14 protein-coding genes are annotated in these 24,156 nt (G+C 45.9%); 4 read left to right on the forward strand and 10 right to left on the reverse strand.

Annotated elements, in window-relative coordinates; genetic code table 11:
- The first annotated feature begins 247 nt into the window (after window positions 1–247).
- Window positions 248–751 (forward strand): LptA/OstA family protein, encoded by a 504-nt coding sequence (locus F7734_RS42095; protein ID WP_155750341.1) that lies wholly within the window; start codon window positions 248–250, stop codon window positions 749–751.
- A gap of 107 nt (window positions 752–858) precedes the next feature.
- On the opposite strand, the gene F7734_RS42100 is transcribed toward F7734_RS42095, so the two are convergent.
- The 5 genes from F7734_RS42100 to F7734_RS42120 all read right to left on the reverse strand — a co-directional run bounded on the left by F7734_RS42100 (window position 859) and on the right by F7734_RS42120 (window position 6,702).
- Window positions 859–1,239 (reverse strand): four helix bundle protein, encoded by a 381-nt coding sequence (locus tag F7734_RS42100; RefSeq protein ID WP_155750342.1) that lies wholly within the window; start codon window positions 1,237–1,239, stop codon window positions 859–861.
- Between the two features lie 78 nt (window positions 1,240–1,317).
- Window positions 1,318–2,418: an ABC transporter permease gene (locus F7734_RS42105; RefSeq protein WP_155750343.1), complete on the reverse strand. Its 1,101-nt coding sequence runs from the start codon at window positions 2,416–2,418 to the stop codon at window positions 1,318–1,320.
- Window positions 2,419–2,545: 127 nt separating this feature from the next.
- Window positions 2,546–4,474, reverse strand: coding sequence for an ATP-binding cassette domain-containing protein (locus F7734_RS42110; protein WP_155750344.1), 1,929 nt, complete (start codon window positions 4,472–4,474; stop codon window positions 2,546–2,548).
- A 78-nt stretch (window positions 4,475–4,552) separates the two neighbouring features.
- Window positions 4,553–5,851 (reverse strand): HlyD family efflux transporter periplasmic adaptor subunit, encoded by a 1,299-nt coding sequence (locus F7734_RS42115; protein ID WP_155750345.1) that lies wholly within the window; start codon window positions 5,849–5,851, stop codon window positions 4,553–4,555.
- 158 nt (window positions 5,852–6,009) lie between these two features.
- Window positions 6,010–6,702, reverse strand: coding sequence for a TetR/AcrR family transcriptional regulator (locus F7734_RS42120; RefSeq protein ID WP_155750346.1), 693 nt, complete (start codon window positions 6,700–6,702; stop codon window positions 6,010–6,012).
- 207 nt (window positions 6,703–6,909) lie between these two features.
- Between F7734_RS42120 and F7734_RS66420 the strand changes: the two genes are divergently transcribed.
- Window positions 6,910–9,228, forward strand: a complete 2,319-nt coding sequence (locus tag F7734_RS66420) for a PAS domain S-box protein (RefSeq protein ID WP_347566373.1) — start codon at window positions 6,910–6,912, stop codon at window positions 9,226–9,228.
- A gap of 528 nt (window positions 9,229–9,756) precedes the next feature.
- Here F7734_RS66420 and F7734_RS42130 read toward each other — a convergent pair.
- Both F7734_RS42130 and F7734_RS42135 read right to left on the reverse strand, forming a co-directional pair.
- Window positions 9,757–11,157, reverse strand: a complete 1,401-nt coding sequence (locus tag F7734_RS42130; protein WP_155750348.1) for a CheR family methyltransferase — start codon at window positions 11,155–11,157, stop codon at window positions 9,757–9,759.
- Between the two features lie 75 nt (window positions 11,158–11,232).
- A complete protein-coding gene (locus F7734_RS42135; protein ID WP_155750349.1) occupies window positions 11,233–15,129 on the reverse strand; it encodes an ATP-binding protein in 3,897 nt (1,298 codons plus the stop codon).
- Between the two features lie 322 nt (window positions 15,130–15,451).
- Here F7734_RS42135 and F7734_RS42145 point away from each other — a divergent pair, with 322 nt between their 5' ends.
- Complete coding sequence (locus tag F7734_RS42145) at window positions 15,452–16,792, forward strand: hypothetical protein (protein WP_155744658.1); 1,341 nt, start codon at window positions 15,452–15,454, stop codon at window positions 16,790–16,792.
- 238 nt (window positions 16,793–17,030) lie between these two features.
- Here the strand turns inward: F7734_RS42145 and F7734_RS64380 are convergent, their stop codons facing one another.
- From F7734_RS64380 to F7734_RS42155, 3 genes are read right to left on the reverse strand one after another with little or no spacing between them, the layout of a single operon-like run.
- The gene (locus F7734_RS64380) at window positions 17,031–18,224 is read right to left on the reverse strand and encodes a hybrid sensor histidine kinase/response regulator (protein WP_243147370.1); all 1,194 of its coding nucleotides are present in this window, start codon (window positions 18,222–18,224) and stop codon (window positions 17,031–17,033) included.
- Complete coding sequence (locus F7734_RS64385) at window positions 18,209–20,179, reverse strand: GAF domain-containing sensor histidine kinase (RefSeq protein ID WP_243147371.1); 1,971 nt, start codon at window positions 20,177–20,179, stop codon at window positions 18,209–18,211. Before F7734_RS64385 ends, F7734_RS64380 begins: the two co-directional genes overlap by 16 nt.
- 30 nt (window positions 20,180–20,209) lie before the next feature.
- Complete coding sequence (locus F7734_RS42155) at window positions 20,210–21,259, reverse strand: response regulator (RefSeq protein ID WP_347566372.1); 1,050 nt, start codon at window positions 21,257–21,259, stop codon at window positions 20,210–20,212.
- A 202-nt stretch (window positions 21,260–21,461) separates the two neighbouring features.
- Between F7734_RS42155 and F7734_RS42160 the strand changes: the two genes are divergently transcribed.
- Window positions 21,462–23,846 carry a PAS domain S-box protein gene (locus F7734_RS42160; protein ID WP_155750350.1) on the forward strand — a complete coding sequence of 795 codons (2,385 nt, stop codon included), beginning with the start codon at window positions 21,462–21,464 and terminating at the stop codon, window positions 23,844–23,846.
- Window positions 23,847–24,156 lie beyond the last annotated feature (310 nt).

Genomic DNA, 24,156 nt, shown 5'->3' on the forward strand with positions numbered 1-24,156 from the left:
GGGTAGGGGCACAATGCCTTGTGCCCGTACAGAACGTAGAGCCAAAATTTCAAGTTTAAAATCTTATCAGCTTTTTTAAGACCATTCTCTAATTGTAAAATTTTGTAATGAAACCTAAAGAGTCAAGAAAGCGTCTAAAACTTTAGCTAGTAGCGATCCAAGGGGTAGTTCAAATTGTGTATTGTATCTCTGGGAGAAGTACTTGCAAGAATTAAAATAACAGGCGAGTTCGTAATTGCCAACTTATATGAAACCCCATTACCGATTGCCCCAAATTAAAATGCGCTATTCTGGATTAGCTTTACTGCTTAGTGCTGCACTCACAGGTGCGATCGCATTACCCAGCCAAGTACAAACAGCTACCGCACAAACGCCTCAAACTTCTGCACAGCAAAACCGTCCTCTCTACATCCGTGGTAAAGTCCAAGAATATAACTCGAAAACACAAGTGGCAACTGTTCGCGGTGATGTAGAACTCGTTTACCCAGCCCGAGGTATTCAAGCAACCGCAGCACAAGCACAATACTTTACTCGGGAACGTCAAATTATTCTCAGTGGTAATGTCTATGTACTGCAAGAGGGACGCAATAGTATTAAAGCTGAGACGGTAACTTATTTGATTGACGAAGGGCGATTTGTTGCGACACCCAAGCAGGGTCGTCAGGTAGAATCCATTTATATCGTTAACGATAACAACAATCAAACTGCTGCACCTGCTCCCGCAACACCACCTTTGAAGAAACCTAATTAGTTTTGGATTTTGGATTATTCGATTTTGGATTTTGGATTTTGGATTTTGGATTATTCGATTTTGGATTTTGGATTTTGGATTTTGGATTGTTAGCATTTTGGGGTTTTTTAGATTTTGGACTTAGAGGTGTGAGTCTGACTTTTTAGACGCAATGTTTTAATAGAAGCGACAGTCATCGCTAATATCTCATTAATTTCAGACTTCAACTTTGTCACTTTCTCTAATGGTAGTAAGCCAGACTCAACTATTAGCTCCAACCAATAAATAGTTTCATCCGCTTCCTCTTCCACTATACTGAGCTTATGAATAACATCGGCTGTGGATTTTCCGCGACAAGCTGAACGATAGTTAGCTCCTACTGATGTTGCCGAGCGAATGAGTTGTTTTCCAATAACTTCGCTTGTTCGGTTTTGAGGTAATGTTTCTACTAATTGAATAGCTTTTAATGCTATTTGAAAAGTCCTCTGCTTAAATTCCTTCTCATTCATCTTCTAAAGTCCTAAACAATCCAAAATCCAAAATCTAAAATCAAAAATCCAAAATCCAAAATCCAAAATCCAAAATCTCTAAAATCTCATCCTCTGCAACTTACGCCAAGCTAAAAAGAAGAACAAACTAGCCAGCCCAAACAAAGCCAAAACCTGAAACCAAACACCCAACCAACCCACACCACGCGCATAAGCATCGCGACTTAACTCAATGTAATACCGAGCCGGAATAATGTTAGAAATCCAGCGAATGCCAGCAGGAATATTTGATATGGGATAAATAAACCCAGATAACTGAAGTGAGAGTAAAAAGGCAGTAAAAGCAACTGCTTGAATAGCAGCACTTTGAACTTTTGTCTGACTCCCTACAAAAATCCCCCAAAAAACACCGCCCGCAATATAAAGCATGGAACTGAAAATCATAGGTGTGGGATTGCCTACAAACCGCAATCCAAAGAACAGCCATGCTTCCACATTCACCAACAGCACCTCCGCCATACCAACCAGCCAGAATGCTGCAGCTTTCCCGAGTAAATATTCCGTACCTGTTAAGCTCGAAGCGTAAACTTGCAGGATCGTCCCCTGTTCGTACTCTTTTGCTACTGCCAAAGCAGCAAGTAACGGAGGAAACAGAGTCACAGTAATTGCGATCGCCCCAGGACCAACATACCTCAATGTTTCCAAACCTGGATTATACCACAAGCGAAACTGAAGATTCACCGCAGGAGATTGACCTCCCCGGAGATTTTCCATAAAAGCATTAGTCGTAGCTTTGGTATAACCCCTAACAATATTAGCCGTATTAGCATCAGTCCCATCTACTAAAATTTGTACCTCAGCCCCACCCCCTTTTCGCTGCAAATCGCGAGCAAACTTTGGAGGAACAATCAAACCTGCAGCAACCTTACCCCCATCCAACAACCGAGGTACATTCACCTGGGGACTAGAAGCAACTATATTAAACTTGTTTGTGCGCTCAAAAGTCGCAATATACTCCCGACTATCAGGAGTTCTATCCAAATCCTGAATCGCAAAATTAATCTTATTCACCTCCAGCGATACCGCAAACCCAAACAACAGCAGCAGCATCAAAGGCAACAAAAGAGCCAGAGACAAAGTTAGGCGATCGCGTCCCAACTGCGATAATTCTTTTATAGTTTGAGCAAAGATTCGTTTCATTGTTAGTGGTTAGTGGTTAGTTGTTAGTTGTTAATGGTTGGTGGTTGGTGGTTAGTGGTTAGTGGTTGGTGGTTAGTGGTTAGTGGTTAGTGGTTGCTCTTCACAACTAACAACTAACAACTAACAACTAACGATTAACCACACTAATAAACACGTCTTCTAAAGAAAACTCAATTTCTTTGTGGCTTTGCACGTTTATCCCAGCTTCTTGCAACCAGTTCTCAACTTGGGGAATCTGAGTGCTCGGTTCTTCCAGGACGGTATGCAAACGCGAACCAAAAATAGACACGCGCCAGCGCTCTAAGTTTTGCTTTAGCAAATCCGATGCTTTTTGCAACGGTTTGCACTCCCATTCCACCAATTGTCCCGGTTGCTCCTGTTTAACTTGACGTGGAGTTCCTTGTGCTACAAGTTCTCCCGCTACCATAAACCCCAAACGGTGGCACTGTTCTGCTTCTTCTAAATAATGAGTGGTGACTAATATCGCCATCCCTTCACTCGCAAACTGGTTAATCCAACGCCAAAATTCTCTTCTCGCCAAGGGGTCAACACCAGAAGTAGGCTCATCCAGAAACAACACTTTTGGTTCGTGCATCACTGCTGCACCAAAAGCAACTCTCTGCTTCCAACCACCCGGTAAATCGCGAGTCAACCTATCCTCTTGACCTGTTAAATCGCTCATTTGGAGTACCCAATTTTTCTTGGCTCGTCGATAGCGGCGCGGTACACCATAAACACCGCAATAAAACTCTAAGTTTTGTCCAATTGTCAAGTCATCATAAAGGGTAAACTTTTGCGACATATAACCAATTTTTTGCCGCACTACAGCACTGCGTAATTGACCTGTTTCTCCTGCCAGTGTTACTTTTCCAGAACTAGCAACCAGTAAACCACAAAGCATTTTAATAGTCGTTGTTTTTCCTGCACCATTTGCTCCTAAAAGACCAAAAACTTCACCGTATTTAATGTCTAAATTAATATTATTAACTGCGTGAAAACTCCCAAACTTTTTATGAAGGTTCTGCGCTCCAATGGCTGTCCCAGTAGATTTTTGCTGATGGAATCGAGGGTAGTTGCTAACAGAACTGGCTCCTTTCTGTTCTCTCAACCGAGCAACAAACGTATTCTCAAGAGTTGGGGTATCTATAGCATAATTTTCAACTGGAATTTGTTCTTGCTCTAAAATATGCTCGATTCTCTGTCTTGTTTCCCTAGGTTGCGCTGTGAGGACATCTAGGCGATCGCCAAAGCGCTGCACATCGGAAACCAAGTCCTGCAAATCAACGTTTCTGTTCAGAATGTCTGCTACTAAATCTAGCTGGCTTACAGATAGATAAACTTCTAACCGTTGCATACCCAGGCTTGCTTTTACGCGAGCAGGTGTGTCGCATTGTTGAATTTTACCTTCATATATTAAAGCAATCCGCGAACAGCGCTCTGCCTCATCCAGGTAGGGCGTGGCTACTACCGTGGTCACCCCTTCCGTCACTGCAAGTTCTGCCAAAATGTCCCAGAACTCGCGTCTCGATACCGGATCTACACCTGTTGTTGGTTCATCTAACAACAAAATTTTTGGTTGGTGAATGAGCGCACAGCACAATGCAAGTTTTTGCTTCATCCCTCCTGAAAGGCGTCCGGCGAGACGGTTTTTAAACTGGGCTAAGTCTAGTAATTTGAGGTAGCGATCGCTGCGGGTTTTTAAAGCTGTTTCGCTGACTTCGCGCAAACCTGCTGCATAACGTAAATTTTCCCAAATGCTCATGTCTTGGTAAAGACTAAAGCGTTGGGTGAGATATCCCATTTGCAAGCGCACATCCCAAGGTTTAGAACCTAACACTTTAACAATGCCGCTTGTTTGTTCCATGACTCCGGAGAGAATCTGGAATGTGGTGGTTTTTCCTGCTCCATCGGGTCCTATGAGTCCAAATATTTCGCCGGGATAAATGTCTAAATTTATACTTGCTACGGCTTCTGTTTGCTTGCTGTAGCGGTGTTGTAAATCTCGAATGGTGATGACGGCGGTGTTGGTTTGTTGAGTGCGATCTATTGTTTTCATAACTATTGAACCGCAGAGGCGCAGAGGACGCGGAGGGAAGAGGGGGGAGACAAGGGAGACAAGGTAGCAAATTCTTTTTTATCCACCTTGTTCTTCATGTCCCCCACGTCCCCCTTGTCTCTCCAAAATCCTCCCATCGGCTGGCATTCCTGGTTTTGCCAGTCCTTGGGGATTTTTTAGGGTGAGTTCTACTCCAAAGACTTGTGTGACTCTGTCTTTTTTGAAGTAGATATTTTCTGGTGTGAAGCTGGCTTTGGGATCTATTCGGGTGACTGTTGCTTTTAGGGGTTGGTTGGGGTATGTATCTAAGTAGACTAGGCTGGGCTGACCTATTTTGACTTTTCCTAGTTCTCCTTCAGGAATAAAGCCACGCAGGTAAAGGTTATCTAAGTTGACTATTGTGAGTAGTGGTGCGCCTGCTGCTACAACTTCTCCTGCTTCTACTGAACGGGTGATGATGCTACCTGCTAGGGGGCTATTGATTTTTAAGTAGTTTAAGTTTGCTTGAACTTGCGCTTGTGCGGCTTGGGCGTCTTTGACTTCTTGTTGGGCTACGGCTATGTCTGTACGGGCTTGGACAATTTGTTTTTCTATTTGTAATGCCGCTGCTGCTCGGATCGGTGTGTTGCGAAGTGTTGCTTGGGCTTGGGTGAGGGTTCCTTGCGCTGACTGTACTTGTTGTATTGCTGTGGCAACTCTGGCTTGGCTTACGTTGAGAGTCGCATCGTCTTCATCTTTTCTCTGGGCTGAAACTGCTCCTTGGGAATATAAGTAATTGGTTCGTTTTTGTTTTACCCGTGATAATTCTAAATTAGCTTGGGCTTCTACAAGTTGCGATCGCGCCGCAGCGAGTGCATTTTCTGCTTGTTGAACTCGACCTTGACTTTCTTGTTGTGCTTGTTGTGTCGTCAGGTTGGCTTGTTGGAGTTGGGCTGACAAGACTGGTAGCTGTTGGCGGGTACGTTCTAACCGTTCTTGTGCTCCACGCACTCGAGCAGCTGCACTTTGAAATTGAGCACGCAGTTCTGAATCATCTATTTGCACTAACAATTGACCGGGCTTAACAAAATCTCCTTCTCTGAAGGCTACACTAGCAATCCGACCCCCTATTTTTGCTGATACATCTGTTTCATAACCCTCTATACGCCCGCTTAAAAATAGCCCTTCAGGTTCTGGTTGATAAATAAAAGCTCGATAAACACTGTATCCTGCTCCTGCTATGAGGGCGATCGCTCCCAATATCAAGACTGGTTTGGGGATATGTCGCCGTGGCTTTTGCGGGGAAGGTTGCGGTTGCGAAATTTGTGCTCCATCCTCCACAGGGCTACTGTTAGTGTCTCGAGCATCATGGATAGGTTCCGTTGGTGTTTGTGTCATAAAAACCCCTACCATTTTGGATGAGTGGATTTTGGATTTCACAGCAGTTTTCACTTATTTAGACCACACTCTTAATTCTTTTGCGCCTTTGCGCCTTTGCGCCTTTGCGTGAGATAAAAAAGATGTAGTTCATTTACCTGAAAATAGCTGTAAAAAATTTATCCTTGAAAATGCGTGCTGTAGCTTCCGTTCAAGTTTGGTAAACTTCGCGCTGTAGGTTGCTGTGTTTCAGCAGTTGCAAGCATACCTTGCAAAAAAACCTCAACCGCAGTTTTTACCATAGTATCCAAGCTAATTTGCCGAGCATCAGGCTGTAGAAAAACCTCACGTGTAATCATGTAGGCAAGAAATGAACCAACAAAACAACGGGCGGCGGCGGCTGAGTCCATTGGTTTGAAAACCCCCGCAGCCATTTGCTTTTCCAAATAGCGCGTCAAAAAAGAGATGGAACGACTCGGTCCTATTTTGTTGAGCATCTCAGCAATCGCAGGATGGCGAAACGCTTCTGAAAATAGGAGTTTCATCATTGCCATAGATGTTGGATTATTCAAGACAGTGAGAAACGCTCTAGCAAAGATGCTTAGCACAACCTCAGGAGGTTTGCTCATCATCTCTTCCTCGTTGTGAATCAACAATTGCAGCACTGGTAGACGTTGTTCCACCACTTGGCGAAATAAGTCAGCTTTATCCTTAAAGTAGTGGTATATCAAACCGGGCGAGCCAATTCCTGCTGCAGCCGCAATATCTTTATTGGTCGCTTTCTCAAAACCTTTATGGGAAAAGACTTGCAAAGCACCATCAATGATTTGCTGTCGCCGATCCTCAAAGTCTTGTTCGACACGTGGAGGCATAACTACAATTGATTGATTGGTCAATCAAATAATAACACCTCCAAATCACGAAAATCAAAAAGTCAATTTTTCTTAACTTCAGTGAATATGTCATTTAAAATGAAGCAGCATCCGTCTTCCTCTGCTACAAGAACTAGAAAAAATGCCAAAAGCTAGGAGAAAATTACTATTAGACTATGGTGTAGCTGTATTAGCCAGCTTACTTGCATTAGCCTTTCGTTGGTCTCTACGCCACTTCTTGGAGATAATGCGCCCCTTATCGTTCTAATTTTGGCAGTGACTTTAAGTTCTTGGTATGGGGGTCTCGGACCGGGTTTGCTAGCGACTGTCTTCAGTGCGATTTTTGGTACGTATTTTTTTGTTGTGCCGACTTCTTCCTGGAAAGTTGCTGGATTGAGTGAGGTAGTTCGTGTCTGCATCTTCTTAGGAGAGGGGGTGCTTATTAGTTGGTTGAACGAGCAGTTGAAAGTTGCAAAACAACGAGCTGAATTCACTGCGCTCTCTTTAAAGGAAAGTGAGGAACACAATCGGCTACTGATTGAAGGCGTAAAGGATTATGCAATTTTCATGTTAGACCCCAACGGAGCGATCGCAAGTTGGAACCCAGGAGCAGAAAGCATCAAAGGATATCAAGCAGGAGAAATTTTGGGCAAACATTTCTCCATTTTCCATACACCAGAAGATATCGAACGCCAAAAACCCCAACAAGAATTGCAGATTGCTAAAACGGAAGGTTGGTATGAAGAAGAGGGTTTAAGAAAACGGAAAGATGGCTCGCTATTCTGGGCAAATATTGTCATAACAGCATTACAAGATGATGCGGGAAAGTTGCGGGGTTATGTCAACGTGACCCGAGATATGAGTGCTCGCAAACAAGCAGAGGAAAAACTGAAAACTTCTCTCAAACACTTATCTGACATCAAGTTTGCTTTAGATGAGGCTGCTATTTTAGCGGCAACGGATCGCCAAGGAAATATTACGTATATAAATGATAAATTCTGCGAAATTTCCCAGTACTCCAGAGAAGAACTTATCGGACAAAATCATCGTCTCATCAATTCTGGATACCATCCTAAAGAATTTTTTCAAAACCTTTGGTCAACTATTACCAAAGGTCAAGTTTGGCATGGAGAAATTAAAAATAAAGCTAAAGATGGAACATTTTATTGGGTAGCGACTACAATTGTTCCATTTCTGAATAATGGAATCATCGAACAATATCTTGCTATTCGATTTGATATCACCGAACGCAAGCAAGTAGAAGAAGCACTTCGCCGTTCTAGCGAACAATTGGCAGGTTTATATGAAATTGACCGAGCCATTTTAGAAGCCAAATCTTCCGGAGACATCGTTCGAGAGGCTCTCGTGCGGATGCAGCGTTTAGTACCTTGCAAGCGATCGCTCATTATGGTCTACAATTTTGAAAATAGCGAAGCCTGGATAATACCAGGAAGCGGTGTTGAGGATTTCCCTTCTCAACAAAAAGTTACAATACCAATTGACAACTTAATTCTCAATGAAGTTTTACAACAAGATATTACTCAATATACAGAGTATATTGCAGCAACAGGACATGGTTCGCAGCAATTGTTAAGCCCCCTTTTAGAAGAGAACGACACCTGTTTTAGAATACCTTTGCTCGTTGAAGGAGCGCTCGTTGGAGAACTCGCCCTGATTTTGAGTCAATCTACGGAATTAAATCCAGAGCGTCAAGAAATTGCTTCTCAAGTTTCCAGACAGCTAGCGATCGCCCTGCGACAAGCCAATCTGCGAGAGCAGTTGCAACGTTATACCTCAGAACTAGAGGAACGTGTTGCACAACGCACGCTACAGTTACAAGAAGCTAATTCAGAACTTGAAGCATTTGCCTATTCCGTTGCACACGATTTACGCGCTCCTTTGCGAAGCGTGCAAGGCTTTTCCGAAGCGCTTTCAGAAGATTATACCGATATTTTAGATGCCAATGGTCTCGATTATATCGATCGCATTATGGCTTCTACCAAAAGAATGGACGAACTCATTAGAGACTTACTCGCTTACAGTCGTCTCAGCCGTACCGATCTACAACTCGCTACACTCAACTTGTCATTTATTCTGACAGAAATATTAACTCAACTAGAAGCAGAGATTCAAGAGCGACAAGCTCAAGTCATAGTAGAACAACCACTGCCATTAGTTGTAGGTCATCGCACTACCGTAATTCAAGTCATCGTTAATTTAATTTCCAATGGCATTAAATTTGTACCTCCTAACAGACAACCCACAGTCAGGGTATGGGCAGAAGAATGCGATCGATGGGTACGCCTGTGGATAGAAGATAACGGGATCGGCATTGCACCAGAACATCAAGAACGCATTTTTCGAGTTTTTGAAAGATTGCACGGTGTTGAGGTGTATCCCGGTACTGGTATTGGACTCGCGATCGTGCGTAAAGGTATAGAACGCATGGGAGGACGAGTTGGCATTGAGTCCGACATAGATCGGGGTAGCCGATTTTGGATAGAATTACTCTCTGCCAATAAATAGGGGGACTGGGAACTGAGGACTGAGGACTGAGGACTGAGGACTGAGGACTGAGGACTGGGGACTGCTCTCGTTCCCAGGCTCCGCCTGGGAATGCATTACTAGAGGCTCTGCCTCGCCATACAGGAAGCTCCGCCTAGTAGTCTGTCAAGCCAACGAAAGCTGGGCGATCGAAAAACCGCATTTTGGAGCCAGTGCGTTGCGGTGAATCCAGCCCTGAAGGAGGGTTTCCCTCCGCAGGGGACTGGTGAACCCGTTCGCGAAGCGTCTCCGATAGGAGTTAGGGGGGTTCCCCCCGTTGAAGCACCTGGCGTCGCAAAGAGCGCTAAGCCAGAGGAAAAGAAGATGAGTCTGAACGTTGTTTTACCCAGCTTTCGTTTCCTTGCCGAAGTACTAGGCTGTTGACTCTGAGGGTTTTGAGGGGATAATTTCAAGAGGCAAAATTTATGTCTCAAAGCATAAAGATAAAAGCCTTATCAAATGAGGTTTTCGCCCACAAATTAACGACACAAATACTGCATGAACTGCTCCTCATCCGTGGCTTCTGAATTCAATCTCCTGGTTTAAGCTTTCTAGCTCCTTTTGAGTAGATTCTAGTTCCGCAATAGTATTGTATAATATCTTTTTAGTCTCTTGTAGCTCTACAGTCACCTTTGCTAGATTTGAGTTCAAACGTTCAACGTCATCTGCAAGGGATATGCACTCTGTAACGTCAATAAAAGTGAGGTTTGCGCCTAGTAGCTTACCACTCGGATATAATATGGGTGTGATGTGAATGTCTAGATAAGTTGTGTCCAGTTCACTGACCCACTGTACATTTTTCAGGCTTATCGGATGGCGCGAGCTATCTAGCTGCCTCATAAAAGCAATTGAATTGACAAGTCGCCCTATTTCTAAATCTTGCAGTCGCGCACCTAAATCGACGTTCTTCAAACCAAACAAGGCGTATGCCTGTTGGTTCGCCACAAGCAAACGACTGTTGCGAGCCACTGCTACCTGGGCAAATGGACTCGCAAGGAAAGCTGCTTGCCAGATAAGGATCTGAGTAGTTAGAGGGTCAACTTCTGCCTTGTTGCGAATCCGAGGTTTGATGAGCAAGTAATCTTTCAAAGTGAGATTCTGCCCTTTGGCAAAAATACTATGCTTGAGACTAACAGGGGTGAAGATTTGTCGCTCGTTGGTCAAACTTTCTGCTTTGCCCAAGAAAAGAAAGCCCTCATCAGTCAAGGCAAAATGAAAGCGAACAAAAATACTTGCTTGAGTCTCGCGTTTAAGATAGATTAGGACATTGCGGCACACAAGCAGGTCAATCTTTGACATGGGCGCATTCACAGCCAAGTCATGGCGACCAAATACGATCGGGCGGCGCAGTTTCGAGCGAAAAACATAGCCCTGCTCCGTTTGCTCAAAGTATTTGGACAAAGCTTCACTCGAAATCCCTGCTATCTCAAGATGGCTATAACTGCCTCGCCTTGCCTGCGCTATGGCATCTTCATCTATATCTGTAGCAAAAATTTGCACTCGCTGCAAATATTGCTCGCTGCCAAGTGCTTCAACTAGCAACATGACCAGTGTATAAACTTCCTGCCCAGAAGCACAGCCAGCACTCCAAACTCGGATTCTTTCATCGGGCTGCTTGTTGGCTATGATTTGGGGAATAATTTTGTTAGCTAAATAATCCCAAGCATTGGGATCGCGAAAAAAGCCAGAGAAGTTGATAAAGATGGTATCAAGTAGAGGAGTGCATTCAGAGGGATGTTCCTGTATATATTGCAAGTAGTCTTTATAGTTCTCAATGTTTAACTGCTGCATCCGGCGTTGAAACCGACGCGTCAAAGAACTACTTTTGTTGCCTGTCAGATCGCAACCACAGTTTTGCTTGAGGTAGTCCAACAAAGCTGTCATATCTGGGTTAACATCTGATGTAGTCATGATAATCTTAGATTTAAGGCACCTGTTGTGGCTTTCTCTTAAAAGTAAATTATATTGACTTTTATTAAATCTTTCTTAAATACTAACACTAACGAGTGGTAGGTGGATGGTAAAAGTTGCCCCCTGCCCAACTCCAGGACTTTCGGCAGAGATGATGCCATTGTGGAGTTCTACTAGATGACGGGCGATCGCCAAACCTAGCCCTAGCCCTTTAGTAGAGTTGGAACTTTCTGCTTGACGAAAACTGTCAAAGACATAAGGCAGAAACTCGACAGCTATTCCGCAACCAGTATCACTCACTACGATCTGAGCCTGAGTTTCAGTAACATCAAGACGAACCTCAATTCTTCCTCCAATAGGCGTAAACTTTACGGCATTGGTCAGTAAATTCAAGACAATCTGCTGCAAACGGTCTGGATCGCCTTGAATTATTATTGGTCTTAGAACAAGCAGATTATTTAGCTTAATGTCTTTGGTTTCTAGAGATTGACGCACTGTGGCGATCGCCGTTTTAATCGCCGATTGCAGTTCGACAGGCTGGAGATTGAGATGTAGTTTGCCTGCGGTAATTCGTGAAATATCCAGCAAGTCTGATATGAGTTTGGCTTGCAGGGTGGCATTGCGCTCAATCGTCTCTAAGGATTTACAGAGCATGGATTGATTGGGCGGGCTGCTACGAAGTAACCTCGTCCAACCGAGAATGGCGACCAGGGGAGTATTCAGTTCATGAGAAACTTCTGCTAGGAACTTATCTTTCCTGCGGCTGATTATTTTTTCCTGGCGGAGTGCTTGAGAGCGTAACTGTGCCATCTGGAGATGGGCTAAAACACGGGTAACAAGTTCCCGAGCAGAGAAGGGTTTAATGAGGTAGTCGTCAGCCAAGGCTTGGAGTCCTTCGATCGCCGACTCAACTCCAGCACGGGCTGACAGCAGGATGATGGGAACCTCTCTTGTGCGTTGGTCAGCCCGCAATGCTTTGAGCAACTCAAAGCCGTCCATCTGTGGCATCATCACATCAGAAACAATCAGATCGGGTACTGTTTCAGTAACAGCAGCCAGTGCAGCTGCCCCATTAGCAACCGCCTCCACTTTAACATATTCGCTTAATATCCGCTTCAAATAATCGCGCATATCGGCGTTGTCATCAACTAGGAGGACTTGGGGAGTAGGGAGTAGGGAGTAGGGAGTGGGTGTAAATTTCTCCCCATTCCCTTCTTGGGGTATCCATCGCTCTGCTTCCCGAACATAGGGTGCAGCGCCTAATACCGTTGATGTCAGGGTGCGTGTGGCTTGAATGCGCTCACTTGGCAGGTGGGCTGTGCCTAATGGAATTGTGACGGTAAAGCAGCTTCCCATTCCCACGGTGCTGCTGACGTCTACAGTTCCACCATGCATTTTGATTAATTCCTGCACCAAAGCAAGACCAATACCAGATCCTTCATGAGTTCTTCCTTTTGCTTTGGGCACTTGGTAAAATCGCTCAAACAAATGGGGTAGTTCTTCAGGCTCAATTCCAGTGCCTGTATCTTCTACCTGTAACGTTACATAATGGCGATCGGCAATATACAGCCTGACGGCAATTTCGCCTTCTAGAGTAAACTTAAAGGCGTTGGAGAGCAAATTGAGGACAATTTTTTCCCACATTTGCTGGTCTACATACACTGGTTCTGGCAACGGTGGACAATCGACTGTGAGCCGTAGCCCCGCTCGCTCAATAGCGGAACGAAATACAGAGGCTAGCTCATTTGTCAACAGTGCCAAATCTGTCGCTTCGTATACCGCTCCCATACGACCAGCTTCAATGCGGGAGAAGTCGAGCAGGATATTAACCAGTTTCAGCAGGCGCAAACCATTGCGATGTGCCAGTTCTAGTCGTTCCCGTTGAGGGGGAGCAAGGGGATTGACGAGATCGCTCAAGGCATCTTGGAGGGGTGCAAGTATCAGCGTCAGAGGGGTGCGGAACTCGTGGCTAACGTTGCTGAAGAACACAGTCTTCGTGCGGTCGAGTTCTGCCAGTGCCTCGGCTCGTTGGCGCTCCTCTTCGCGAGCGGCTTGTTCTTGAATGAGTTGAATCCGATTCGCTTCGGCAAGTTTGCGATCGGTTACATCGCTCGCCGCTCCGAACCATTCAATAACTTCACCCCGAGCATTCAGCACCGGGATGGCGCGCGAGAACGTCCAGCCGATCGTGCCCTCCAGTCGAATGACCCGGTGTTCCAACTCAAACGTGCTCTTGGTGCGAATGGCTTCTTGGATGGCAGCCCACACTCCTGGCTGGTCTTCTTCGGGAATATATTCTTGAAGCCATGTGCGGCTTGGAATTTCGGTGCTGGCAATGAACTCTTTGCCAACCAGGCTGTATATCTCGCTCCAATCCGCGCTCATTTTGTAGATCGTGTCCGAGCTGGCGGTAACGAATCTACGGAACTGGTCTTCGCTCTCGCGCAAGGCTGCTTCGGCGCGGGCACGTTCCACTGCTGCCCAAGTGCGCTCGGCGGTCTCTCTGACTAACTCAACTTCTTGGTCAGTCCATATGCGCGGAGTTGATTGCGTCACTCCCAACAACGCTACGAGCCTACCTGCTTTGACGAGTGGGTAAGCGATGAAAGCACGGACGGAAATGGCGCTATATCCGGCGCGTTCGGCTTCGGAATCTTCCGATATAGTTTGCGTGTCTGCGACTATAACGGTGCGATTCGCTTGAATTTCGCGGAAGACGAATGTGCCGTAATCTCTAATCTGATAACGTCCGGCGATACTTGCCACCTTTCCATTGGTATAGTAATCGTGCGGATTAACGATGTGTTCATTGTCTGGCTCGACTTCAGAATAGTAGACGCGGTCAACCTGCAAATGTTCTCCGAGAACACGGCTGGCAACCGATTGAATTTCATTGGCGCATTGGAGCGATCGCAACGCATCCGACAAAGCGACCCGGAAAGCATCGATTTCGGCAGCGCGGCGTAATTGTTCTTCCGCCTGCTTGCGATCGGTAATGTCATAGGAAACCGCAAGCACGGCATAAACTTCGCCGTTTGGAGAACGAAGCGGCGTTCCTCGCGATATGTAAGAGCGATCGTGCGCGTTGTGTTCGCGTGCGAATGACTTGCCTGCCAGAGCGGAGCGGTATATTTCCTCATACTCAGCAGCTAACTCGGGCGCAAGCGCGTCGAAAATGGTTTTGCCGACTAAATCTTCGGGTTTGAATCCTGCGGTATAGAGAGCTTCGCCTTCAGCAAGCAGATAGCGCAGATTGCGGTCAACGATAAACGCCGCTCCACCTGGCAGATTCTCAATCATCACCCGCAAGCGTTCTTCCGATTCGCGCAAGGCTGCTTCTGCCCGTTTGCGTTCGACAACAAGCGCCTCTAGTTGCGTATTCTTCACCAGTAATTGGTCGGTTTGTCGCTGATTGAGAAGTAGGGCGGCAGTAGTAAAGTCTGCCAAACTCGTCATCAGCCGCACATCTTCAGTGTCAAAGTGACGATGCTCATCGTGCGATAAAATCCAGATGGTGCCAAACGCACGATCGTCTGCAATCAGAGGTAACACCAAGCCTTCGATAACTGGGGTTTTCACTTCCTGAAAATAGGTGAAATACCGTTCGGGATGGGAAAAAAGTACGGGAGCACCGCGCTCCAAGCAAACTCCACAAGGGCTAAAGTCACGGGGTGTAGTGCCACTGACGAACTGTTCTAACGCTCCTGCTAACACATTGCAGCGAAAGATTTCTTCACCATTAGGTAATACTTCGAGTAAGCTGACTCCTGCTGTTCCGCAGTCGCATAACTCTAGCGCAATGTCAACCGCAATTTGGGGTATTATTTCCGGCTGATTCACCAATTGCCGTGCTAACGTATGCAACGCCTGATTTTCTGAGAGTAAGTTTGCTCTACGAGGAGTTTGGCCGGACAACTCCTTATTGATTACAATATCCTCTAGCGTAACTTTTTCTCTTTGAGGTTGTTGCATAGCGTGTAATTAGCGCATAATTAATTTTTGGAGATGTCGTACTACTAGATAAGAGAATCGTGGAGTCAAATGGAGTCAATCAGAGTCTATATCTCTGACAATACGCTCCAAGCACTCACTAACACTAAGGTCTGAGTCAATTGCCAAAGCTTGTAGCTTTTTCCATACTGTAGGAGTAACGACTATCATATGTCTCTCCTTCATTTCATCATAAAAAACGGGTTGGTTTTTTATTCTCTTTTTTCCTTTTTTTGGTTGCATGATTTATTAGGTGCAGATATACTAATAAGATAGCAGACAGCAAGAAGGGAGGTGATAACTAATGCTGAAGAAAAAGAAAGGTTTCAGGATTGCAACTAAAAGCGTTAAATGTAAACTTGAGCGGAATGGGTTTGATTTAAATGAAACCAAGGCAGCTTTTAACGAGGTTGTACATTTTTACTTCGCACTAGTTAACACTCATCCGTCAGGTGTCAACATACCTGTTGCGGAAGATGGGGGATGGAGATATTATGAAAAGTTAACGATAGGGTCGAAGACTGTATATCCATTCCCCTTTAACGGATTTCCTGTGCAATTTCGTCGTGCTGCTATCAGAAAAGCTATTGGTGCTTGGCAGTCCTGGAATAGCAACTACCAGAAGTGGTTGAATCGTCCCAATCAGCAAAAACATCATAGACCGCCACTACAGCCTCGTTCTTTCAACTTCTCTCCTAGCTTTGATGCTGGGGTATGGAAAGAGGACGATGGGCAGTCTATCATACTCAAAATACTAGTTAATGGTCAGTGGAAGTGGGTTAAATTCCAATACCTTGCACCCCTAGTAGATGCCGAGTGGGTAAAAGGTTCTCCATTAGTAGTAGTAAAAGGAAATGCGGCATACATCGTTTTTCCGCTACAAAAGTATATTCCAGCAACGGGAGGAATTAAAACAATTATGGCTCAAGACTCTTTGAGAGTCTTGGGTGTAGACATGGATTTAGATCGTCATATTGCTATATGTTCTGTCCTAGAGGTCAACGCTAAGGGCGAGGTGTTTGAGGTCACACGTCACTTCATCAAACAAACAAGCCACACTAAGCGTAGGAAGCGACAACTAGGAAGGATAGCCAAAAAGATGCAGCAGACGGGTACTATCCACAAAGGTTTTGCATCAAAGATGTGGGAAAACTTGCACAACCGGGAGGTTGAGTTGGGTAGAGCCTACGCCAGACAAATTGTTGAGTTGGCAAAAACTTGGGGTTGTTCAGTTATTGCATTTGAACATTTGGGCAACCTCAAACCGATTCGTGGCAAATATTCCCGTCGTTCAAACCAGAAACGAGCTTACTGGTTAAAATCGTCGGTGTACCGACAAGTAAGTCGAATAGCTTACCAAGACTACGGCATCCTCACAACAAGGGTTAACCCTCGTAATACATCGAGATTTGACCCTTGGGGTAATCCGGTCTGGCGTAGCAACGAATTCCCGAAGACCTTGTTTGATTTCCAGTCTTATGAAAAAGGGGCTAACTTCGTGGGGACGGTTAATGGCTACATTGCTCATTCTGGATTGAACGCTGCACGTAACATAGCGCTAAAAGCAATATTGCGACACAGAACTAATCTCGTGTTTAGGACAGGTACAAAGTATCAGGCTAACTCTGCACGAGAGAAAGCCTAGAACAGTAATGTTTTAGGTGTGCAATGAAACTAGAACGAGAATCTGCAACCTCTCACTTTCATTGTACTAGGCTTGGGTAGACTGCCTAATGGTTCCTACCGAACTACGCTCCAAGTGGTTGGGTCTACGATCCGCTTGCTACTGGAAGCGACTACGGAGTGAGCCTAGAAAGTGAAGAAATGATGGTGTTTGACTCCGGTTTACTCCGTTATTTAGCTACTCTATAATGAGGAATGAATTATTTTAACAACGGCAGCTTGACAGTAAATGTTGCGCCACACCCTTCCCCCTCACTCGCTACTTCAATTCTACCTCCATGCAGTTCGACCAGATGATGAGCGATCGCCAGTCCATTTCCCACATCCCCCGGTGAATGACGGCTTGGTACCTCAGCCTGACGGAAGCGCTCGAAGACATAGGGGAGAAAATCCGCACCTATTCCGCAGCCGGTGTCTTTGATTTGGATTTGAGCAAACTTGTCCGGTGTCAGTTGTCCGTTGTTTGTTGTTTGTTGTTCCTCTTGACCACTAGCGACTGACCTCTGAGCGCTGACTAGTGACAGTTGAATTGCAATTTTTCCGCCCTCTGGTGTAAATTTGATGGCATTGGAGAGCAGATTGGCAAAGATTTGTCGGAGGCGTTTGGGTTCTCCTTTGACAGTAAATTTTGAATTTTGGGTTTTGAATTTGGAGTTAACTCCTGAGGAGACTGGGCTGTCCGAATCCAATCCAACATCGGCACTCCCATATCTCAGAGCGTTCGCTTCGCGTACTGTCAAGTCGATCGCCTTGGCATCAGCTGTTGGATACAGACTATCCAGCACGTCGTCAATAATGGAAACCAGATTAACGGGCTGAGGATTCAAGCCGTGTTTGCCTGCCAAAATACTGGAGACATCCAATAAATCTTCAATCAGCTTTGCCAGGTTGTTACCATTGCGCTCAATCGCCTCCAAAGCACGTAACATCACGGGGCGATCGAACGGCTTCATCTGCAACAAGCGTGCCCAGGTGAGAATTGCAGCTAGGGGGGCGTTCAGTTCATGGGTAACCATGGCTAAAAACTCATCCTTCAAGCAGTTTGCCGAGCGCTCAAAGCGCAACCGTGACATTTGCAGTTGCGTCTCCACCCGCGCTATCAATTCACGGGCTGAGAAGGGTTTAATCAAATAATCGTCTGCTCCCGCTTCCAGTCCTTCGACAGTTGCTTCTTCTCCAGCCCGTGCTGATAGTAGAATAATCGGAATACTTTTGGTTGCAGGGTCAGCCCGCAACGCCTTCAACAGTTGGAACCCGTCTACCTCTGGCATCATGACATCCGTCAGTACCAGATCGGGGAGTTGTTGTTGGAGCAAATCGAGGGCGATCGCACCATTGACAGCAGTTTCCACCTGCCAGCGTGTACTCAACAATCGCTTTACATAGTCGCGCATATCGGCATTGTCATCGACAAGCAGAATCCGAGCAGAACTGGGCAGAGGGGCAGAGGGGCAGAGGGGCAGAGGGGAATTAAAAGCTCTTTTCTCCCCTGCTCCCCTGCCTCTTTGGTTAGCCACTGTAATGCTTCCTCTACGTAGGGAGACGCTCCTATTGCTGTTGAGGTCATGGTACGAGTTGCCCCAATCCGTTCGGGAGGAAGATGGGCACATCCGGTCGGAATTGACACTCTAAAGCAACTGCCTTCTCCTTCAACACTGCTAACCCGAACAGTGCCACCGTGCAGTTTTACCAATTCTTGCACTAATGCCAAACCAATCCCCGAACCTTCAAAGGTGCGTCCCTGTACACCTTTTACTCGGTGGAACCGCTCAAACAGACGCGGGATTTCTTTAGAGGGAATGCCAATGCCAGTGTCTTTTACCGCTAGCTCAACTTGATGACCGACTTGATGCAGGCGAACGGTAATCTCACCCGTAAATGTGAACTTGAAAGCATTCGAGAGCAGATTAAGGACAATCTTTTCCCACATCTCGCGCTCGACATAGATTGGTTCAGCTAGGGGAGGACAATCCACCACCAAGCGCAAATTTGCCTTCTCGATCGCGGAGCGAAACACACTAGCAAGTTCAGCCGTAAAGGTTGCTAGATCGGTGGGATCGTAAACGCATTGAAAGCGATCGCTATCAATGCGCGAGAAATCGAGCAGGGTATTGACCAGCTTTAGCAGACGCAAGCCATTGCGCTGCATCACTTCAATGCGCTGCCGTTGAGGCGGTGAAAGGGGATTATCTCGATCGGTTAAAGCATCTTCCACAGGACCTAGCATTAGGGTTAGCGGTGTGCGAAACTCGTGGCTGACGTTGCTGAAGAAGGTAGTTTTGGCTCGGTCTAGTTCTGCTAGAGCTTCAGCCCGTTTGCGTTTTTCCTCGTAGGCATGGGCGTTGGAGATCGCCGTTGTCACTGATTTACCCAGCAAGGTGTAAAACGTTTGGTAAAATTCATCCAACGCTCTTCGGGGACTCACCCCGGCAACAAACACACCCCAAGGATGCGTTAAACCGGGCAGGGCGATAGCAAAGGCAATGGCAGACTTAGGGGTTTCTGGGTAAGGGCTGCACTCGAATGGGCCAAACCGTTGTTCCAAGTCATCGATCTGTCGGGTTTGACCGGACGCTCCCCGAACAACCCCAGACCATTGCGCCACTTCTGCAAGTGCCCAAAGTTCCGGCGATGCCTCTAAATCTACGACCGTTGGGCAAGCCGCACTTCCTGGCTTCAGTCCAGTCGTGCCTACTAAATCCGCCTGTTTGCCATCTGGAGCGAGGCGATAGAACAGCGTGAAGGGCAGATCGAGTTCATGAGCGGCAAGGGCTTCGGCGCTCAAGCGACAAGCCTCTTCGATGGTCTTCGCATCGGCGGTGCGCTCCGCCAGATCGCGCAGCACTTTGAGCCGCCGTTCTGCCAGGGTTTGCTGGGTCATCTCTGTAACCGGGTGAAACAGTCCACCCACACCCCCCGTTTCATCGCGGATGGGGCTGAGGGAGAACGTGAAGAAGGTTTCTTCCAGGTAGCCGTTGCGATCGAGGAACATCCGCTGGTTTTCCAGGAAGGCAGTTTCTCCAGCAGTGGCACGCTCACAGGGTTCTCCTACCGCATCCCAGGCAGATAGCCAGCATTCTTTGTAGTCCTGTCCCATGGAGTGGGGGTGCTTGTCGCCACAGATGGGCCAATAGCCATCATTATAAATCTGAACCCGCCCTGGTCCCCAAACGATATTAATCGGGAAGTTCGAGGCAAGACAGAGACTAACCGTCGTTCGCAAACTTTGCGGCCAAGATTCAATCGAACCCAACGGCGTCTTTGACCAATCCATGGAGCGAATCACTTTGCCCATTTCACCACCGCTTTTAAGCCAGTCTGCGGCTGCGGATTTCTCGTTCCCGCTCATCAAATTTCTCCTACCTAAAGGTGCTAACTTTTAAGCTCGCCCAACAAGCTGTGCAACCATTGCAATTAACTCCTTTGGCTCAGCCAGTTTGTGCAAGTGGGACTGAAAACCTGCTTTTACTGCTTTTGCTCGATCTTCTGCAAGATAAGCGGTCAAGGCACCAGCAGGAATTTGCCAACCCTTCTGGGCTTCTAGTGCCCGTACTTTCCTAATCAAAGCATAGCCATCTTCATTGGGCATCCTGATATCACTGAGTAACACATCGGGGCGCGATCGCTCCAACACTTCGAGCGCCTCAATCACTGAGCCAACTGCTGTCACAGATATCCCATGTTGCTCCAGTACTGCGGTGATAAACTCGCGGGCATCGGCTTCATCATCCACAAAGAGTACCTGCACACCATCAAGCGTGTGGGGGAGAGAAACCGATTCTGCTTCTGGTAGCAACTGACTCGCTACGGCTGGTTGTTGTTGTAAATTTAGCTGCTTGTACTGAGTCACATCGCGTACAATTAGTTGTAGGAAAACTAGTGTTCCGGAAGAGCTGCGGACAGGTGTTACCATCAGTGCTGCGTCAAAAGGTTTACTACCACGCGGACACATAGTTATTTCCCACTCTTGCACAGAAGAGAATACTTGTAATAAATTGTCTACCCTAGTCCGAAAGACCGAACGCTCTGTTTCATGCACGTAATTGGCTAATGGTTTGCCAACCAGAAAGTCGGGCAACAAGTTAAATAATGCTCCCGCAGCACGGTTAGCTTCTAGAATGATCCCTTGAGCATTTGTGAGGAAATAGGCATCAGGAGCAAACTGGAACAGCTCGTAATAGCGCTGACGTTCTTCTGCAAGATACTCATTCTGCCCTAGCAGATCTTCCTGAATCACCTCCATTGTTTCTAAGCTTGCCTGCATTTCCTCTTGAAGTAACTGCAGGTTCCCAATAGAGGTGGCAATTTCCTCTATTGTTTCCGCTAAGAGTTGCTGTTGCTGTGCTGGCAACCACACAATATATCCGTGCAACGCCTCTATCTGCTGACGGATAACTTGAATACACCGAGTAAATTCTTCTTCGTTCACAACGCTGCTTGTTTATTGAAAAATAGAGTCAGAACACAAGTTTAATAGGAGAAACATTCGCACTGGAAAATTATTCGTAGCATAAATTGCAGCATTTCTTTTCTCCTACCTTTATTATACTGACTTTCCAATTTCATATCCCAAAAGCGTTTTTTACGCGGTGTAGTATAGAACGGAGAAGCTTGGTGAAAAAGGTTTAACGATGGCTTGTACTCAACAGCACACAACAAATGAATACTGGGAAGGCATCCTGGAAAGCATAAGTGATGGCTTTTGGGTGCTTGATTGTGATTGGCGTTGCACTTACATCAATAAACGGCAAGCCGAACTGATAGGCTTGGGAAAGGATGAAATCCTAGGTAAGAATGTTTGGGACTTATTTCCCGATATCGCAAACACCGAAGTTCACACTCAGTTAAACCAAGCAATAACAGAACAAACGCCTGTTCATTTTGAACACTTTCACCCAATATGCCAACGCTGGGTGGAAAACCGAGTCTATCCTTTTCCTAACGGAATCACCATTTTCTCTATCGACATTACGGAACGCAAACAAGCAGATGAGGCAGTGCAAACTCGACAAGATTTTATGCAACAGCTTGCTAACATGAGTCCCGGCTTAATGTACCTTTATGACGTTATTGAGCAACGGAATGTTTTTGTCAATGCGCGATCGCTTGATTTGCTAGGTTACTCTCCAGAAACGATTCTGGCAATGGAAGGAGACTTTATGTCTCGAACTATGCATCCCGATGATTTAGCTCGGATACCTGGTTATGTTGAACAATTGAAAAGTTCACCACAAGGCAGTTTCTGTGAGTTAGAGTACCGCATGCAGCATATTAATGGCGAGTGGCGATGGTTCAGTAGTAGAGATACAGTCTTTTGCCGAACAGCATCCGGGCAAATTCATCAGATTTTAGGGACTGCTCAAGATATTACAGATCGCATCTGTGCCGTAACAGCCCTGCGGGAGAGCGAAGCTCGCTTTCGGGGCGTCGTCGAGTCCAATATGGTTGGTATTCTCTTTTGGGAAGCGAGTGGTTGCTTTACAGATGGCAATAATGCTGCAGCACAATTACTAGGCTACTCTCGCGAGGAACTGCAATCCAAACAAGTGAGATGGCAGGATATTACCCCATCTGAATACCAAGCCTTGGATAATGCCATGGTATCCCAAATTTTTGAAACTGGGTCTTGCCCTCCTTTTGAGAAAGAATATATCCGTAAAGATGGTTCCCCAATTCCCGTTTTGCTGGGCTGTGCGCTTCTTCCTGGCTACACTAAACGAGGGGTTGCCTTTATGCTTGATATTACAGAACGCAAGCGTGCAGAATTTTCTCAACGGTTGCTGGCAGATGCTAGTTCTGTATTGGTCAGTTCTTTAGATTACCAAAATACGCTAGCGAATATTGCGCGTCTTGTGGTACCAATTTTCGCTGACTTTTGCATTGTGGATGTTGTCACAGCTAGTGGGAAGGTTCAGCGTATTGCATGGCAACATTGCGATGCTACCAAACAAGCCTGGTTCGATAGAGTGCAAAGCTATGTCCCATCTCAAGATTTGCCAACTCATCCAATTGCAGGCGTGCTTGAGAGTGGGAAAGCGAAACTCGTTTCAGAAGTTACACAAGAGTGGATGCAAGCAGCCGCAAGCAGTGCCGATCACCTACAATTTCTTAGGGATTGTCAGATTCATTCCCTAATAATAGTACCATTTATTGCACGAGGTCGGACATTGGGAGCTATGACCCTGTGTACGACGCCCGAATCGGATCGTCGTTACAAAAATTCAGACCTTGTTTTAGCAGAGGAGCTAGCGTATCGGGCAGCTTTGGCGATTGACAATGCCCATCTCTATCAGCAGGCGCAGGAAGCAAACCGCATGAAAGATGAGTTTTTAACAGTGCTTTCTCACGAATTGCGATCGCCCCTCAATCCTATCTTAGGTTGGACGCAACTACTACAAACTCGCAAATTTGACGAGCAAGCAACCGCTCGTGCTTTAGAAACTATCGAGCGTAATGCCCGGTTACAGGCTCGGCTGGTTGAAGACTTACTTGATGTTTCGCGCATTCTGCGTGGAAAAATGTTATTAAATGTTGCTTTAGTCAATTTAACAACTATAATTGAAGCCGCTTTGGAAGCCGTACATTTATCAGCCCAAGCAAAAAATATTCAAATTCAAACCCTATTACAATCTAATGTAGAAGAAGTTTTAGGTGATGCATCCCGCCTACAGCAAGTCGTTTGGAATCTCCTTTCCAATGCTATCAAATTTACACCCATAGGAGGACAAATCGAGATACGTTTGGAACAAATTGAGAGATTTGCTCAAATTCAAGTGAAAGATACAGGAAGAGGTATTCGTTCAGAATTTCTGCCTCATGTTTTTGAATATTTTCGTCAAGAAGATAGCACAATAACCCGAAACTTTGGTGGGCTGGGGTTGGGATTGGCAATTGTGAGGCATTTGATTGAGTTGCATGGCGGTACAATTCGTGCTGAAAGTTTGGGTGAAGGGTTGGGAGCAACTTTTACCATTAGATTACCTTTAGCAACTAGTACCCCACCACATAAATTCTGACGATCTCTCACCTCGTTCCCAGGCTCCGCCTGGGAATGCCATACTCGAGGCTCCGCCTCCTGTATGGCGAGGCAGAGCCTCGCAGACTGCATTCCCAGGTTCTACCTGGGAACGAGAGAGAAAAAATTGTTTCACCCCCTCAAAATTAATGCGGCAGAGTACTACGTATATTTCAAAAATTAAATAGAACTCCTATATATTAAAAAAATCAGGGGAATTCTAAGATTCCCCTGATTCTCATTGATTTTTCATCAATAAAAAATTCAGCAACTAAAAAGGATGAAAGATAAAGGATGAAAAATAAGTTAAG

It is taken from the genome of Scytonema sp. UIC 10036, from assembly GCF_009725235.1.

Bases quoted from the DNA above. Each gene is read 5' to 3' on its own strand.
- F7734_RS42095 (WP_155750341.1), top strand. From the start codon at position 248: ATGAAACCCCATTACCGATTGCCCCAAATTAAAATGCGCTATTCTGGA.
- F7734_RS42100 (WP_155750342.1), bottom strand. From the start codon at position 1,239: ATGAATGAGAAGGAATTTAAGCAGAGGACTTTTCAAATAGCATTAAAA.
- F7734_RS42105 (WP_155750343.1), bottom strand. From the start codon at position 2,418: ATGAAACGAATCTTTGCTCAAACTATAAAAGAATTATCGCAGTTGGGA.
- F7734_RS42110 (WP_155750344.1), bottom strand. From the start codon at position 4,474: ATGAAAACAATAGATCGCACTCAACAAACCAACACCGCCGTCATCACC.
- F7734_RS42115 (WP_155750345.1), bottom strand. From the start codon at position 5,851: ATGACACAAACACCAACGGAACCTATCCATGATGCTCGAGACACTAAC.
- F7734_RS42120 (WP_155750346.1), bottom strand. From the start codon at position 6,702: ATGCCTCCACGTGTCGAACAAGACTTTGAGGATCGGCGACAGCAAATC.
- F7734_RS42130 (WP_155750348.1), bottom strand. From the start codon at position 11,157: ATGACTACATCAGATGTTAACCCAGATATGACAGCTTTGTTGGACTAC.
- F7734_RS42135 (WP_155750349.1), bottom strand. From the start codon at position 15,129: ATGCAACAACCTCAAAGAGAAAAAGTTACGCTAGAGGATATTGTAATC.
- F7734_RS42145 (WP_155744658.1), top strand. From the start codon at position 15,452: ATGCTGAAGAAAAAGAAAGGTTTCAGGATTGCAACTAAAAGCGTTAAA.
- F7734_RS64380 (WP_243147370.1), bottom strand. From the start codon at position 18,224: ATGCGCGACTATGTAAAGCGATTGTTGAGTACACGCTGGCAGGTGGAA.
- F7734_RS64385 (WP_243147371.1), bottom strand. From the start codon at position 20,179: ATGAGCGGGAACGAGAAATCCGCAGCCGCAGACTGGCTTAAAAGCGGT.
- F7734_RS42160 (WP_155750350.1), top strand. From the start codon at position 21,462: ATGGCTTGTACTCAACAGCACACAACAAATGAATACTGGGAAGGCATC.